The sequence below is a fragment of the Bradyrhizobium altum genome (genome assembly GCF_020889705.1).
GTDB lineage: Bacteria > Pseudomonadota > Alphaproteobacteria > Rhizobiales > Xanthobacteraceae > Bradyrhizobium > Bradyrhizobium altum.
Window position 1 is genome coordinate 1 of sequence record NZ_JACMYP010000013.1, and the last position, 14,737, is coordinate 14,737.

Sequence of the window (14,737 nt, forward strand, 5' to 3'; positions counted from 1 at the left end):
GTTTGCGGTCGCGATCGCTCATGTGAGGCTTGTGTCACGGCTCTCGATTATTGGCAATTTAACCGGCAAATAGGCGGCCCGCTTGGTTGACTTTGGGGACCGCCTTCGCCCATAAACGCGCCCGACCGCGCACCCGCTTCGGGTCGGCCGGTTATCAGCGTCATCTCGATGACCCGGTCCGCCGCCACTCGCGCGGCCGGTCTGATGCTGTTGGACGGGGGAGTGTCCCGAGTGGCAAAGGGAGCTGACTGTAAATCAGCCGCCTCATGGCTTCGCAGGTTCGAGTCCTGCCTCCCCCACCAGCCTTCGCTCGCTTCGCGAGCTACGGCTAGGCAAGCCAGCAAGACTCCATCGTAGCGAAGTGAGCGAAGGCTGCCGCGCCGAAGCCCAAAGGGCGAAGGCGGGCTGCATCTGGCGCGCCCCAACTCCCACGTCTCCAGCAGCATCATACTGCGCCACTCACCCCCGCAAACCACGCCGCAGCAGCTTGGCAAAATCCTGCGCCATCTGCGACGGCGCTTCATGCGTCGGGGAGAGGATCGCGATCTGGTACTGGATCTTCGGCTTGAACGGGCGGATGGTGAGGCCCTCGGTGAAGGGCTTGCTCACCACGGGATCGACGATGCCGACGCCGCGGCCCTCGGCAACGAGCTGGCACGCGGTCGAGAAGAATTCGGTCTCCGCCACCACGTTCCAGCGCGCGCCATATTCGGAGAAGGCGGATGCCAGCTGCTGGTAGATCGGATCGCCGCGAAACAGCGTGACGAACGGGACGCCGTCGAGGTCATCAGGGGTGATCTGCTTGAGCTTCGCCAGCGGATGCGCATGCGGCAGCATGCACACGCACTCATACGAGAACACCTCCATGTGCGAGGTCGGATAATCCTGCGGCAGCTCGGCGACCGCGAGATCGAATTGCTGCGTCGAGATCAGCTCGCGGACGGTCGCGGAATTGCGCGTGATGATCTTGATCTGCAGCTCGGGCTTGTTGCTGGCGAACTGCGCTAGCAGGCGCGGCAGCAGGTTGATCGAAATGCTCGGATAGGCCGCGATCGCGAGGTGACCGCGCCGGCCGGACCTGATCTCGGCCGCAACGCGCGATGCGTTCTCGGCAGCTTCGAGGGCGCGCGCCGCCTCGACATAGAACAGCTTGGCTTCCGGGGTCGGTTGCAGGCGGCCGCCTCGGCGCAGGAAGAGATTGAGGCCGGTCTCGTGCTCGAGGCCCGCGATCATCGTGCTGATGCCGGGCTGCGACATGCCGAGCAGTTCGGCAGCCCTGGTCATGGTGCCGTGGAGCATAAGGGCGCGGAAGCATTCGAGCTGTCTGAGGCGCATGAGCGACTATACGAATCTGCTATAATGGACACAATTAATATTATTAGAATTACATGAAGAGCGGTGCTCCAATGGCGCAACGAGCCATTGAGGAGGCACCAAATGACCGCAGCAACCATCGATCTGACCCGCGCCCGTCTGATTCCAGCCCGCAATGGCGTGGCGGCTCGCCTGGATGCGGGAGAGACGGTCATGGTCGTCAACACCCATGGCAAGCAGGTGGTCGATACCTGGGCCTTCAATGCCCGCGACACCGGCGAGTTCATGTCGATGGAGCACAGCCGCGCATCGATGCTGCGGCTCGTTCCGCGCGTGGGCGACACGCTGACTACCAACCGGCGCCGCGCGATCCTCACCTTCGTCGCCGACACGACGCCGGGAATCCACGACACGTTGATCGCGGCCTGCGACATTCACCGCTATCGTCAGCTCGGTGCGGTCGGCCATCACGACAATTGCACACAGAATCTGGCGCACGCGCTCGAGGCGATCGGCCTGTCGGTTGCGGTGACGCCGGCGCCGCTCAATCTGTTCATGAATGTACCCGTCACCGACGGTGGTCAACTGGACTTCAAGTCGCCCGTCAGCGAGGCGGGGCAGTATGTGGCGCTGCGTGCCGAGATGGATCTGGTCATCGTGTTCTCCGCCTGTCCGCAGGACATGGTGCCGGTGAACGACATGCGGCCGACCGACGCTCATTTTCTCATCGCCTGATACAGGCCGCGCGGAGAACCGATCATGCGCAAGCTGCCGCCGCTCAATGCCGTCCGCGCGTTCGAAGCCGCCGCGCGTCATAAGAGCTTCACCGCCGCCGCCAATGAACTCTGTGTCACGGTGACGGCGATCAGTCACCAGGTCCGGCAGCTGGAAGCGATCCTCGGCCACAAGCTGTTCGAACGCTCCGGCCGCGCGGTCGTGCTGACCGCGGAGGGCCATGCGGTGTTCCCCATGCTGCGCGACGGCTTCGACCGCATGGCGAGCGCGTTCGCCGCGATCCGTCCGCCGGCCGACGGCGATGCGATCACGGTATCGACCACGCGCGCCTTCGCCGAGCGCTGGCTGATGCCGCGGCTCGCGCGCTTCAACGCGGCGTTTCCGCACCTCGTCGTCCACATCGATGCGACCGAAGAGGTGCGGACGCCGGGTGCCGACGGCGTCGATTTGGCGATCCGCTACGGACGCGTCGACCGCGCCGGCGAGACATCGGTGCTGTTCAGCGATCGCTACATCGCGGTTGCGGCGAGCGCGATCTGTCCGCCCGGTGCCCGTCTTGCCATCGACGACGTCCGTTCGCGTTCGCTGCTGGCCTACCGCTGGAAGAACGCCACGCTGGATTCGCCGGCGTGGTCGGCCTGGCTCGCGGGGGCCGATCATGATCCCGGCCGGGACTTCCGTATCTCCTGGTACAGCGAGGAGCCGCTGGCGTTGCACGCCGCCGAGCGTGGGCTCGGGCCGCTGTTGTGCAGCGATGCGCTGGTGGACGAGCAATTGCGCGACGGCACGCTGCGCCGGCTCGACGGTCCCGCGCTTGCGGGCTTCGCCTATCGCCTCGTCGATGCGCCAAGCGCTGCCCGGCACAAATCAGTGACGGCGTTCATCGACTGGTTGCGGACAGAGGCGGCTACCTTTCGTGCAACTCCCGAACAGGTCATGACACGGGCCGCGTGAAGTAGGGCAGGGTCTCGACGCGGACCCGGTACGTGCCTGCCTTGACCAGGCCGTCGAGATGCGCCGCGATGTCCTCGAGCGATGCGAACCAGACCTTGCGTTCGGCAACGATTTCTTCGAGCCAGCGCTCCACGACGCGCCAGCGGGCAAGCCGGCCGGTCAGGAACGGGTGCCAGATCCCCATCCAGAATCCGCCGGCCTCATAGGCGGCTTCGAACTCCTCGAACGAGGCGGCAAGGCCCTCGCTCGGCGATTTGACCGGCATCATGTAGCCGATCTCCGCGTAATGGGCGAAGGGCGGCCAGTCGTCCGATCCCCAGTGCGGCGGCATCTCATAGAGCGACCCGCGTGCGGTACGCATCTGGTACGGGATGTCGTCGGCCATCAGCGACGAATCGTAGACAAAGCCGTGCTCGATCAGGAGGTCGATCGTGGTCTGGTTGGCGTTGTACACCGGCGCACGGTAGCCGCGCGGCTTGCGCCCGGTCATCGCGACATGGATGCCGAGGGCGCGTTCGAAGGCCTCACGCTGCTGCGCCGATGAAATCTCCGTCGGATCCTCATGGATGTAGCCGTGATGGCCGATCTCGTGGCCATCCCTGAGGATCGCCTCCACCGCATCCGGATAGCGCTGCATGGCCCAGGCCGGCATGAAGAACGATTGCTTCAGGCCGAGGCGGCGATAGGTCTCAAGGATGCGCGGCACGCCGACGGTCGGCCCGTATCGTCCCATCGTGATCGGATAGAGCCGGTCGAAGGAGTCCTTCGGGCGCGCGATGTGGATCAGGCTGTCGGCGTCGACGTCGAACGTGATCGCACAGGCGCAACGCGCACCGTTTGGCCAGGGGATGGGGTTGCGGATCATCGGATCATCCTCGTGCAGCCGGCGGACAGCGGTGCATCATTCCGCGGCCACATTAACAGGCTCGTCGATTCCAAGACACTGCCGGACCAGCACCGGGATCGCGGCGAAGGCGTCGGCGAGCGAGCGCCGGTAGCGTTCATCGTTGAACTCCTGGTAGTCGACCGCGATCAGATGGCTCTCCTGCACCCCGAGATAGTGCGCGCAGGTGAAGATGTGGGTCTCCAGATGGTTCATGGTTTCCCGCACCCCGCCGGGGCCGAAGCCGAATTCGCCGCGCGAGCTCAGCACCACCAGCGTCTTGCCGCGCATGATCGGCTCGAGCGGAAAGTCGCCGCGCGCGAGATCGAAGCTGAAGGTCTTGTCGATGCGGATCACCTTGTCGAACCATGACTTCAAGGCAGCCGGCATGCCGTAATTGTGCATCGGTGCGCCGATCACGATCACGTTGGCGCGTTCAAGCTCGTCGATCAGCGCATCGGAGAGACGAAGCTCGTCGTGCTGCTCCGCCGTGCGGTCGCCGGGCGCGGTGAAGGCGGCGGCCACCCACGCCTCCGTGATGAGTGGCGGCGGGTTGCGGCCGACGTCGCGCGCGATGATCGTGGCGCCGGGCTCGTGCGTCAGCCAGTGCTCGACGAACGAGTTGGAGAGTTTCCGGCTGACCGAACGGTCGCCGCGCGGGCTGGCATCAATACGCAGAAGTGTCGTCATCCCTGGCCTCGGCTGATTGGGGAGCAATGCGTCGGCCGCATAATGCCCCGGGTGCCTGGTTCGGCGTGATTGACGAATCCGGCAGCTGAGTTGAGAAAATCTCAACAATGAAGCGGAGCGCCATGGTGACGCGGTCTGCGAGCGTGATCGCGGCGAGATCTGTCGCTATTCAGCACGCAAACTTCACTCTCGACGTCGTCTCAACCCGGCTTGAGGATTTCTCATTATCGCCTCACGGCTGCCTGCTGCTCAGATGCCCCATCCGGCCCAAACCAATGCGCCGGACAAACGGGGGAAACATGTTGCTCAAGCAGACACAGCTTCCGGCGCAGGATGAGGCCGGCTTCGATGCCCACGGAATCGAGCCGGTGCCGGCGGCGCACCGCACGTCGTCATCGTTCGATCAGTTCTGGATCTGGACTGGCGCGAACATCGCGCCGATCAACTGGGTGCTGGGCGCGCTCGGAATCCAGCTCGGCCTGAGCCTGCTGCAAACGCTTGCCGTCATTGTCGTCGGCAATTTGTTCGGCGCGGCGCTGTTTGCCGCCTTCTGCCTGATGGGACATCGCACCGGCGTGCCGCAGATGGTGCTGGGCCGGCTGGCGTTCGGCCGCCGCGGCGCCTATCTGCCGGCGCTGGCGCAGGTGCTGATGCCGATGGGGTGGGTCGCGATCAACACCTGGATCGTGCTCGATCTCTGCATGGCTGCGTTCGATCGGATGGGGCTTGGCGGCAGCATCGAGCTCAAATACGCGATCGCGGTGCTGGTGATGCTGTTTCAGATCGGCATCGCGGCCTGGGGCTTCAATGCCATCAAGGTGTTCGAGCGCTACACCATGCCGTTCATTCTGCTGATCATGGCGGTCATGACCGGGCTTGCTTTCCTGCGCGTCGATATCAAGTGGCAGTCGGCGACCGTGACCGGCATGCCGGCGTTCGCCGCGGCGACGCAACTGATGACCGCGATCGGCATCGGCTGGGGCATTTCGTGGCTCACCTATGCGTCCGACTATACGCGCTTCACCAGGCCCTCGCTCAGTGCCGCCAAGGTGTTTCGGGCGACATTTCTCGGCATGTTCCTGCCGACTGTCTGGCTCGCCTTCCTCGGTGCGGCTATTGCGTCCGCCGGCGCCGGCTCCGATCCGTCGAAGCTGATCATCGCAGCGTTTGGTGCGATGGCGCTGCCGGTGCTGCTGGTGCTGCTCCATGGCCCGATCGCGACCAACATCGTCGTGATCTATTCGGCGGCGCTGTCGTCGCTCGCGCTCGATCTGCGGCGGCCGCGCTGGGTGATCTCGGTGCTGTCCGGCCTGATCGCCTCCGCGATCCTGTACGGGTTCCTGCAATCGGGCGATTTTGCCCATGCCTTCGACAATTTCATGGTCGCCCTGATCGTCTGGATCAGCCCATGGGCGGGCGTGACGCTCGCGGACTTCTACCTGGTGCGACGCGGCCGCATCGATGTCGCCTCGCTCTACGAGGAACCGGGTCGGGATCGTGATTACAACTGGGCGGGGCTGATCGCCTTTGCTGCCGGCTTCGTGGCGGCGTGGGCCTTCCAGATGGGCACCATCAAGGCCATGCAGGGCCCGCTGGCGTTGGCGACGGGCGGGTTGGATCTGTCGTGGCTCACCGGCATCGGCGTTGCGATGGCGAGCTACCTTGCGCTGCATCGGCTGTTTGGACGTCCGCTGGCGCGGAGTGTCCCGTCGCCGGCCGCAGACGCAGTGTCGATCGAACCCGCGCCCACATCGACCTGACAGGGGTACGGCTTGCGCCTGTTCACTCCATCCGCGCAAACATCTCCACCAGTGTCTCGCGCAGCCAGCGCTGCGCGGGGACGGTGTCGTTGCGCTGGTGCCAGAACAGGCTGACGATGCGCGGTGGCGCCGGCAGCGGCACCGGCACCGCATGCAGATGGGGCGCCTGGCGGGACTGCGCGCTGAGGTCGCGCGGCAGCACCGCGATCAGGTCGGACTGGCGCACGATCTCGTAGGCGGCGTTGTAATGATTGACGATGGCGACGAGGTTGCGCGACAGCCCGCGCGAGCCGAGAAACTGGTCATAGGTCGGCAAGGTTCGGCCGGCCAGGCTCACATCGACATGCTTGGCGTTGAGGAAGCTGCGCACATTCAGCCGCTTCCTGCCTGCAAGCGGGTGATCACGCCGCATGAAGCAGGCATAGTCCACCGTCCACAGCGAGCGCGAACGGATCAGTCCCTGATGCAGCGCCTCATTGACATAAACGCTCAGCACGCAATCGACCCGGTTGTCCTCGAGCTGGTCGGCGATCCCGATGATGGTGTTCGGCACGGTGCGGATGCGCGCCGTCGGCGCCATCTCGGCGAAGCGGTTCAATAGCCGCGGCATCACCAGAGCCGCCACGTAGTCCGACATCGACAGGCTGAACTCGGTCTGCGCACGGCGTGAATCGAAGACCTCCTCGTCGAGCGCGCCGCGGATGCTCTCCAGCGCGCCGCCGATCGGATCCCACAGCGCCACGGCCCGCTGGGTCGGGCGGATTCCCGTGCCGGATCTGACGAACAGGGGATCGCTCAGCGCGTCACGTAGTCGTGCCAGCGCATTGCTCACCGCGGGCTGCGTCATCTTGAGCGTGTTCGCGGCGCGCGTGACGCTGCCCTCCGTCATCAGCGCCTCGAAGACTTTCAGGAGATTGAGATCGAGCGTGCGAAACGGCATCGGCGACATTCATGTTGGTGATATACTAGATCATAATTATAAATTATTGCGATAATTGAGGTTTGTCTATCATTCCCCCGAACACGGGCGCCGGGCCGTGGTTCAGGGGGATATTCATGTCAATGATATCGGCGCGCATCGAGCGCCTGCCGTTCGCGCGTTTCCATGTGCACCTGCTGCTGATGGGCGGCCTGGGCTATCTGTTCGACGCGATGGATGCCGCGGTGCTGGCATTCATCCTCCCGGTGCTGCGCACCGCCTGGGGGCTGACCAATGTCGAGACCGGCGTGCTCGGCAGCAGCACCTTTGTCGGCTATCTGTTCGGCGCGCTGCTCGCGGGGACGCTGGGCGACCTGATCGGCCGCCGTACGGTGATGATGTCGGCGCTCGCGCTCTACAGTGCAGCCTCGCTGGTGAGCGCGACAGTGGACAGCTGGCCGGCGTTCTTCGCCGCGCGCGTCGTCGCCGGCATGGGCACCGGCGCGGAAAGCGCGATCATCGCGCCTTATCTCGCGGAATTCGTGGCGCGGCGTTACCGCGGCGCCTTCACCGGCGCGCTCGCCGGCTTCTTCTCGTTCGGCTTCGTCGCGGCTGCCTTGCTCGGCTATTTCATCGTGCCCGCCTACGAGAATGGCTGGCGCATCGTGCTCGTGATCACTGCAATACCTGTCGTGATGCTGCTGTGGTGGCGCCGGTCGCTGCCGGAATCTCCGCGCTGGCTGGAAAGCCGCGGCAGGGTGAAAGAAGCTGAAGCGGTGCTCGATAAAGTCGAGGCGAGCTTTGCGCGCGAGGGCCGCGTGCTGCCGCCGCCGGTCGCAGAGCCCGTTCTGCCGGCCGTATCGTCGGGAACGCTGCTGAGCAATTTTGCGGCGCTGCTGACCGGCCGCCAGGCGCGGATCACCACCATGACCTGGATCATGTGGCTGTCGATCACGTTCAGCTATTATTCGTTCTTCGTCTGGATTCCCGGCCTGCTGGTGCAGAACGGCATGAGCATCACCAAGAGCTTCGGCTATTCGCTCGCGATGTATTGCGCGCAGGTGCCGGGCTATTTCACCGCCGCCTTTTTCAATGAGCGGATCGGCCGGCAGTCCACGATCGCGTCCTACATGATCCTCGGCGGCGCCAGCGCGCTCGGGCTCGCCTTTGCCGCGAGCGACGGGCAGATCATGGCGGCCGGCCTGCTGCTGTCGTTCTTCATGAACGGCACCTATGCCGGCGTCTATGCCTACACGGCCGAGGTGTTTCCGACGGCGATCAGGACCACGGGGGCAGGCCTTGCGTCCGCCATCGGCCGCATCGGCGCGATCATTGCCCCGATCCTGGTCGGCTATCTCTACCCGAATTTCGGCTTCGCCGGTGTGTTCGGCGTCACCACGACGGTGCTGCTGGTCGGTGCCGTCACCGTCGTGCTGATGGGCGTGCCGACGCGCGGCCGATCGTTGGAAGACATCGCAAGCGAAGCCGCGTGATCACACCGGCCGCGTCCCGACAGGAGACCCTTATGTCCACGACCCTCTTCAAGAATGCCGCGCTGCTCGATCCGCTGCGGCCCGATCTCCTCGAAGACCACCACGTGCTGGTCGAGGATCGCCTGATCAAGGAGGTGTCCGATCGGCCGATCGAGGCCTCAGTCGATCGTGTCATCGACCTCAAGGGCAAGACCCTGATGCCCGGCCTGATCGACCTGCATGTCCATGCGGTCGCCGTCGAGCTCGATCTATCGCAGCAGGCGCGGATGGCCAACGTGCTGGTGACGCTGCGCTCGACTATGCTGCTGCGGGGCATGCTGAAGCGCGGCTTCACCACCGTCCGCGATGCCGGCGGCGCCGGCTATGCGCTCAAGCAGGCGATCGACACCGGGCTGACTGATGGGCCCCGGCTGTTCGTCTCCGGCCGCGCGCTCAGCCAGACCGGCGGGCACGGCGACGGGCGCGGCCGCTCGGACTATCTGAGCGACCCGACCTGCTCCTGCTGCGTGCGGGTCGGCGCGATCGCGCGCGTCGTCGACGGCGTCGATGCGGTGCGCAAGGCGGTGCGCGAGGAACTGCAGATGGGCGCCGACCAGATCAAGATCATGGCGTCCGGCGGCGTCGCGTCGCCCACCGATCCGATCGGCGCGTTCGGCTACTCCGAGGACGAGATCCGCGCCATCGTCGCGGAGGCGCGGGCGCGTCACACCTATGTGCTGGCGCATGCCTACACCGCGGAGGCGATCGAGCGCGCGGTGCGCTGCGGCGTGCGCACCATCGAGCACGGCAATCTGGTCGACCTACCGACCGCGCGCCTGATGGCCGAGCAGGGCGCCTATGCGGTGCCGACGCTCGTCACCTACGAGGCGCTGGCCACCGAAGGCGCTAAATACGGCCTTCCTGCCGCGAGTGTCGCCAAGGTCGCCGACGTCCGTGACGCCGGCTTGCGCTCGCTCGCGATCTACCGCGAGGCCGGCGTCAAGATGGGTTTCGGCACCGACCTGCTTGGGCCGTCGCAGCGCCTGCAGAGCGACGAGTTCCGAATCCGCGCCGAATTGTTGGGCCCGCAGGCGGTGATCGCGAGCGCGACCATTGTCGGCGCCGAGGTGCTCGGCATGGAGGGCAAGCTCGGCCGCATCGCGCCGGAGGCCTTTGCCGATCTGCTGGTGGTCGAGGGCAATCCGCTGCGCGACGTGACCTGCCTGCTCGGCCAGGGCGAGCACATCCCGCTGGTGATGAAGGCCGGCAAGGCCGAGGTCGACCGGCTGGGCGGGTAACGCAAGATAAAGTCAGGCTGGATCGATCCTGTGGCAGGCTTCCTGAACCTCCCGCGCAAGCGGGCAGGGCGATCGCGTATGGCTATCGGCCACGTTACATAGCCGGCCATGACGACGTCGAGGCGTCAGTTGCAGAAGTCCGCAAACGCCATATGCGATAGTCCCGGAGCGAGACGCCTCTGCACGATTTCTGGATAATAGAAGAATGCCAGTGAGTTGCCCGACGAGTCAAGTCGCCGTGTCCGCCGGCTACTTTGCATGGGGTTGTTTTCGATATTTTGGCAGTGCGTCCATGCGAGGGCAGGCTATCGCATCCGGCTCTCTTATGACCGTCCGGCCTCACCACACCACGCGGAGGCCCGCGGTGCCCTTCGAGGGGCTCGGGCAGGCCGATTAGCTCGATCACGATACCGCTGGCGGCGTTGACGCGGCCGGGCGGAAACACGACATATCGCCTGCCGATCCCATCCGCCGCTCCGGAGCAAGCCATGAACGCGCCCAACATCGATGCCGTCACGCCGCAGTCCGACGGCGACGTTGTGGCCTGGCTGACCCATGAGACCCGCGACCAGCGGTTCATCGACAACATCTTCGCCGAGCTGTGCATCCGGCTGCAGCGCACGGGCATTCCGCTCAAGCGGGCGACCATGAATCTCCTGATCCAGCATCCGCAATGGCTCGGCGCCCGGATCATCTGGGCGGACGGCAAGCGCGAGGCCGAGATCACGCGGGTCGACTACGATGTCCAGCAGCGATCGGAATATATCGGCAGTCCGGTCTACGAAATCCATCAGGGTGCCGACGAGGTGCGCGAGAAGCTCGAACGTGACCCGTCGCAGGGCCGCCAGCACGCGCTCTATGACGACATGCGCGCGCAGGGCCTGACCGACTATGTGGCGTGGCCGCTGCTGCATACGCTCGGCAAGCGGCATGTCGTGACCTTCGCGACCGACCGTGCCGGAGGTTTCGATGATGCGCATATCGCCAGCCTGAAGACGGTGCTGCCGGTGCTGGCGCTGGTCAGCGAGATCCGGATGAAGAACCGCCTGGCGCGGACGCTGCTCGAGACCTATGTCGGGTCGCACGCCGGCGAGCTGATCCTGGCCGGCGCGACGCGGCGGGGCAGCGGGACCACGGTGAGCGCCGCGATCATGATCTGCGACCTCAGGGATTTCACCCGGATCTCGGATAGCTGGCCGCGCGACGACGTGATCGATCTGCTCAACGACTATTTCGATGCGATGTCGGAGCCGATCGCGCGGCACGGCGGGGAGATTTTGAAGTTCATCGGCGACGGCCTGCTCGCCATTTTTCCGCTCAGCGAGCCCAAGGCCTGCGCCAACCTGCTGCATGCGGTAGCCGAGGCGCGGCTGGCGATGGCGGCGCTGAGCGAAAGGAACGGCATGATGGGCCGTGCGCCGATGAATTACGGCATCGGCGTCCATGTCGGCGACGTCATGTACGGCAATATCGGATCGCGCAGCCGGCTCGACTTCACCGTCATCGGCCCCGCCGTGAACATGGCTTCGCGCCTCGAAGCCCTCACCAAGCAGTTGAAGAAGACGGTGCTGCTGTCCCGCGCCTTCGCGGATCTCGTCGAGCACGATTTCGCGCTCGAACATGTCGGCGAGCATCCGGTGCGCGGCTTCAGCGAGCCGATCGAGCTGTTTGCCTATAACGGCTGAAGAAATCTTCAGGCCGGCGTCGCCTTCTGCGCCGGCGCAGCTCGATCGATGAATCCCTTGGCAAGGGCGTGGTAGACGCCCTCCTTGCAGATCAGGCGCGAACTCGCGTGCGCGATCAGGGCCGCGGCCATCAGCGGCACGACCATGGCGTGATTGTCGGTCATCTCGGTGACGATCACGAAGGCCGTAATCGGGGCCTGAACCACGCCGGCGAAATATGAAACCATGCCGAGCAGCATGATGGCCGCAAGCGGTGCGCCGTGAAACAGCGGCGCGATGTTGGAGCCGAGCCCGGCGCCGACCGCGAGCGATGGCGCGAAGATGCCGCCCGGCATGCCGCTGATCGAGGCGAATGTGGTGGCCAGGAATTTCCACACGCTGAAGCTCGCGGGCAATTGCGATCCTGCTTCGAGCGCGGATTTGACCTGCTGATATCCCGTGCCGTAGATCGCGCCGTCGGAAGCGATTCCGCAAATCGCCGCGGCAAATCCGCAGATCGCGGCAAAGCCAACCGGGTAGCGCTTGATCGCGCGCCCGACCGGATTGGAAAATCCGCGCGCCATTGCGATCAGGATGCGGCTGAACAGGCCGCCCGCCAGACCTCCGGCCACGCCGCAGAGCGGGACCGCGAGCCAGTCGGCGCCGTTGCGCAGGGCCGTCGCGCTGGTGCCGAAATAAGTGTAGTTGCCCATCAGAGCGAGCGAGGTCAGGCCCGCGGCGATCACCGCGCCGATGATCAGGCTGGAGGTTCGCGTCTCGAAGGCGCGGCTCATTTCCTCGATGCCGAACACGATCCCGGCCAGCGGGGTGTTGAAGGCGGCCGCGACGCCCGCGGCCGCGCCGGCAAGGATCAAGCCGGGTTGGCGCCGGGGCGAGAAGCGGCCGAGCGCAAACATGATCGACGCGCCGATCTGCACCGTCGGTCCCTCGCGCCCGACCGATGCGCCACACAATAGCCCGAACAGGGTCAGCAGAATCTTGCCGGTGGCAATGCGCAGCGAAACCAGACTTTCCCGCGCGGTCTGGTCGGTCAGATGGCGTGCGGCGATGGCCTGCGGGATGCCACTGCCTTGAGCGTTCTGAAAAAAGCGTTTGGTCAGGTAGACCGACAGCGCGAAGCCCATTGGCGTCAGCACCAGCGAGGCATAGCGGACATGCGACACCAGTGCGGAGAAGGCGACCTGCGCCAGATCTGCGAGCTGGGCGAGTGCGACGGCCGCCGCGCCGACCGCAATGCCGCCCAGCAAGAAGATGGCCCGGCGCTGCCAACGCGCGGAAACGATTCTGAACAGCCGCCTCTGGCGGTTGGAGGGGAAGCCCATTCTGACGCAATTCCGGCTGATGTCGTGGTCCGGTCCGGACGGATCTCGCCATTCCTAGCACGCGTCGATGGTGGGTGAAGCTCAACAAATCAGCAAGGCGTGCCCGCGCAGCCGCCAGATGCCGAAGCCGAAATCTGTGCTTTTCCGCGGGCAACAGAGATCCCGCCGCCTATCTCCGGCGCCGCTGCTTCCTTGGAAACAGCCGATCGCGGATATAGCGCGAGGTCGGCGTCAGGCGAAGTCCGCGGGGCTTCTGCCAGGCGGCGCGGTCGATCTCCTTCTTGTCGCCGATCGCCAGCCTTCCCTTGGCGTTCTTGGCGATGAAGATCGCATCGCTCATCCTGCGGCCGGAGCGCTTGTTCTTGGCCGTCACTTCCTTCCACAGGCTGAGCCTGCCGAGCTTGAGCTTCGGCAGCTCTTCCTTGATCTCACGCTTCAGGCAGTCCTTGCCGGTCTCGCGCGCACGCCTGCGTCCGCCGGGGAACATCCACAGCCCGTCAGATCGACGTCGGACCAGAAGGACCTTGCCGCGCTTCGCGGCAACCAGTTTGGAAGACTTCGTCATGTACTGCGCAATGATCGAAACAGAATCGGCTCCATTCTAATTTGTCTATTTGAGTAGACAAGTTCCAAGGGCGAATTGTTCCACAGTCATATGTCGGCTATTTGTCTGCCACGGATCGCCTGAGCACTGAGAAATCCTGACGACACGCATCCTCGTAAGAGGAGGAGGCCGCCGGCTGTGGCGGTCCGTCGCGGCTTCATTGCGGACGCTTGCACAGGTTCGCCCGATCCCCGCCGGGCGCGTTCGTCCGTGGCTCTCGGTCGCTTCATCGAACGTTCTCACGTTGAGTTTGTGAGAATGGTGGTCCTCCTGGTTCCCGCAGCAGGAACCGGGCAGCGCCTTCGATGACAAAAATCCATGACAGGCAGGCTCCGCCGCTTGACTGTATGTTCTTGTTTTGTTCTAATTGCCCTCCACCGTGAATAGGAGGCCGCCATGGACAATCGTATCAACGAAATTCGCAGGCAGATCAGGGCGCTGCGCGTCAGCATGCTCGAGGCCGAGGCCATCATGCGACAGCAGATCAACCGGGATGAGGACTGCGCCTTCGTGGCCGGGGACCTCCTGAAGATGCGCCTGGTGATGAGCCGCCTGGTCGAAGAACGGGGCATGCTGGGCGACCGCGAGCCGATCATCGTGCATGCGAGCGTTGCTCCACGCCGCCGTGCCGCGACATCGATCTTTCTTCGCGCGGCGAAGCGGGAACTCGTCGCCGGCGAAGCGCGTGGGTGATGACGCACTAAGGATGCGGCGGCTGCGCGCCGAGTTGCGCGAGCTCGACGCATCCGTGAACCGGCTGAGGCAGGCCGGACGCGATAGTGCATCGGCGCAGCTTCTGCTGTCGCGCAAGCGCGCCGAGCTGGAGGACGTGATCTGCCGGAGGAAAGATGAGAGAGCCGCTTCGGTATTTCCACGACAGCGATGATCATGCGCCCTGGATCAAGGCGCTGGCCGAGGTCCGGCACATGGCGACGCGGGAAGGCTGGTGCTTTCACCATGTGCAGGCGATCATCGTGGCGATCGACCAGTATGCGGAGGCCGCGCTTGGCAACCGCGAGTTCTTTCTCAACCGTCCGCAGACCGTCGGCCCGCTGCGGCGAGGCGAGGTGCCGTAGAACGCAGCATCGCGTACGGCATTTT

The 14,737-nt window shown here is 64.9% G+C and carries 14 protein-coding genes and 1 tRNA gene; 9 read left to right on the top strand and 6 right to left on the bottom strand.

The window, feature by feature from the left end:
* Positions 1-216 precede the first annotated feature (216 nt).
* Positions 217-302 (top strand) — tRNA-Tyr (locus H8B02_RS06165).
* A 157-nt stretch (positions 303-459) separates the two neighbouring features.
* On the opposite strand, the gene H8B02_RS06170 is transcribed toward H8B02_RS06165, so the two are convergent.
* Entirely contained in the window at positions 460-1,335 is an 876-nt protein-coding gene (locus H8B02_RS06170; protein ID WP_283842149.1) for a LysR family transcriptional regulator, read from the bottom strand.
* A 102-nt stretch (positions 1,336-1,437) separates the two neighbouring features.
* Here H8B02_RS06170 and H8B02_RS06175 point away from each other — a divergent pair, with 102 nt between their 5' ends.
* On the top strand, positions 1,438-2,049 hold the full coding sequence (locus H8B02_RS06175; RefSeq protein WP_229165353.1) for a DUF1989 domain-containing protein: 612 nt from the start codon (positions 1,438-1,440) through the stop codon (positions 2,047-2,049).
* Between the two features lie 24 nt (positions 2,050-2,073).
* Entirely contained in the window at positions 2,074-3,003 is a 930-nt protein-coding gene (locus H8B02_RS06180; RefSeq protein WP_229165354.1) for a LysR substrate-binding domain-containing protein, read from the top strand.
* Here H8B02_RS06180 and H8B02_RS06185 read toward each other — a convergent pair.
* Together H8B02_RS06185 and H8B02_RS06190 are read right to left on the bottom strand one after the other, a co-directional pair.
* Positions 2,984-3,868 (bottom strand): polysaccharide deacetylase family protein, encoded by an 885-nt coding sequence (locus tag H8B02_RS06185; RefSeq protein ID WP_229165355.1) that lies wholly within the window; start codon positions 3,866-3,868, stop codon positions 2,984-2,986. The genes H8B02_RS06180 and H8B02_RS06185 overlap by 20 nt on opposite strands.
* A gap of 36 nt (positions 3,869-3,904) precedes the next feature.
* Positions 3,905-4,576, bottom strand: a complete 672-nt coding sequence (locus H8B02_RS06190; RefSeq protein ID WP_229165356.1) for an FMN-dependent NADH-azoreductase — start codon at positions 4,574-4,576, stop codon at positions 3,905-3,907.
* A 299-nt stretch (positions 4,577-4,875) separates the two neighbouring features.
* Between H8B02_RS06190 and H8B02_RS06195 the strand changes: the two genes are divergently transcribed.
* Positions 4,876-6,336, top strand: coding sequence for a purine-cytosine permease family protein (locus H8B02_RS06195; RefSeq protein ID WP_229165357.1), 1,461 nt, complete (start codon positions 4,876-4,878; stop codon positions 6,334-6,336).
* A gap of 22 nt (positions 6,337-6,358) precedes the next feature.
* Here the strand turns inward: H8B02_RS06195 and H8B02_RS06200 are convergent, their stop codons facing one another.
* Positions 6,359-7,276: a LysR family transcriptional regulator gene (locus H8B02_RS06200; RefSeq protein ID WP_229165358.1), complete on the bottom strand. Its 918-nt coding sequence runs from the start codon at positions 7,274-7,276 to the stop codon at positions 6,359-6,361.
* 116 nt (positions 7,277-7,392) lie between these two features.
* Between H8B02_RS06200 and H8B02_RS06205 the strand changes: the two genes are divergently transcribed.
* The 3 genes from H8B02_RS06205 (at position 7,393) to H8B02_RS06215 (ending at position 11,710) form a co-directional block, all read left to right on the top strand.
* Positions 7,393-8,748 carry an MFS transporter gene (locus H8B02_RS06205; protein ID WP_229165359.1) on the top strand — a complete coding sequence of 452 codons (1,356 nt, stop codon included), beginning with the start codon at positions 7,393-7,395 and terminating at the stop codon, positions 8,746-8,748.
* Between the two features lie 32 nt (positions 8,749-8,780).
* A complete protein-coding gene (locus H8B02_RS06210) occupies positions 8,781-10,025 on the top strand; it encodes a metal-dependent hydrolase family protein (RefSeq protein ID WP_229165360.1) in 1,245 nt (414 codons plus the stop codon).
* Positions 10,026-10,513: 488 nt separating this feature from the next.
* Positions 10,514-11,710, top strand: a complete 1,197-nt coding sequence (locus tag H8B02_RS06215) for an adenylate/guanylate cyclase domain-containing protein (protein WP_229165361.1) — start codon at positions 10,514-10,516, stop codon at positions 11,708-11,710.
* Between the two features lie 8 nt (positions 11,711-11,718).
* Here H8B02_RS06215 and H8B02_RS06220 read toward each other — a convergent pair whose 3' ends face one another.
* Together H8B02_RS06220 and H8B02_RS06225 are read right to left on the bottom strand one after the other, a co-directional pair.
* Positions 11,719-13,032, bottom strand: a complete 1,314-nt coding sequence (locus H8B02_RS06220) for a chloride channel protein (protein WP_229165362.1) — start codon at positions 13,030-13,032, stop codon at positions 11,719-11,721.
* Positions 13,033-13,201: 169 nt separating this feature from the next.
* On the bottom strand, positions 13,202-13,597 hold the full coding sequence (locus tag H8B02_RS06225; protein WP_092115072.1) for an NUDIX hydrolase: 396 nt from the start codon (positions 13,595-13,597) through the stop codon (positions 13,202-13,204).
* A gap of 435 nt (positions 13,598-14,032) precedes the next feature.
* On the opposite strand from H8B02_RS06225, the gene H8B02_RS06230 reads away from it, so the two are divergent.
* On the top strand, positions 14,033-14,329 hold the full coding sequence (locus H8B02_RS06230) for a hypothetical protein (RefSeq protein ID WP_229165363.1): 297 nt from the start codon (positions 14,033-14,035) through the stop codon (positions 14,327-14,329).
* A gap of 155 nt (positions 14,330-14,484) precedes the next feature.
* Entirely contained in the window at positions 14,485-14,712 is a 228-nt protein-coding gene (locus H8B02_RS06235) for a hypothetical protein (RefSeq protein ID WP_021081740.1), read from the top strand.
* Positions 14,713-14,737 lie beyond the last annotated feature (25 nt).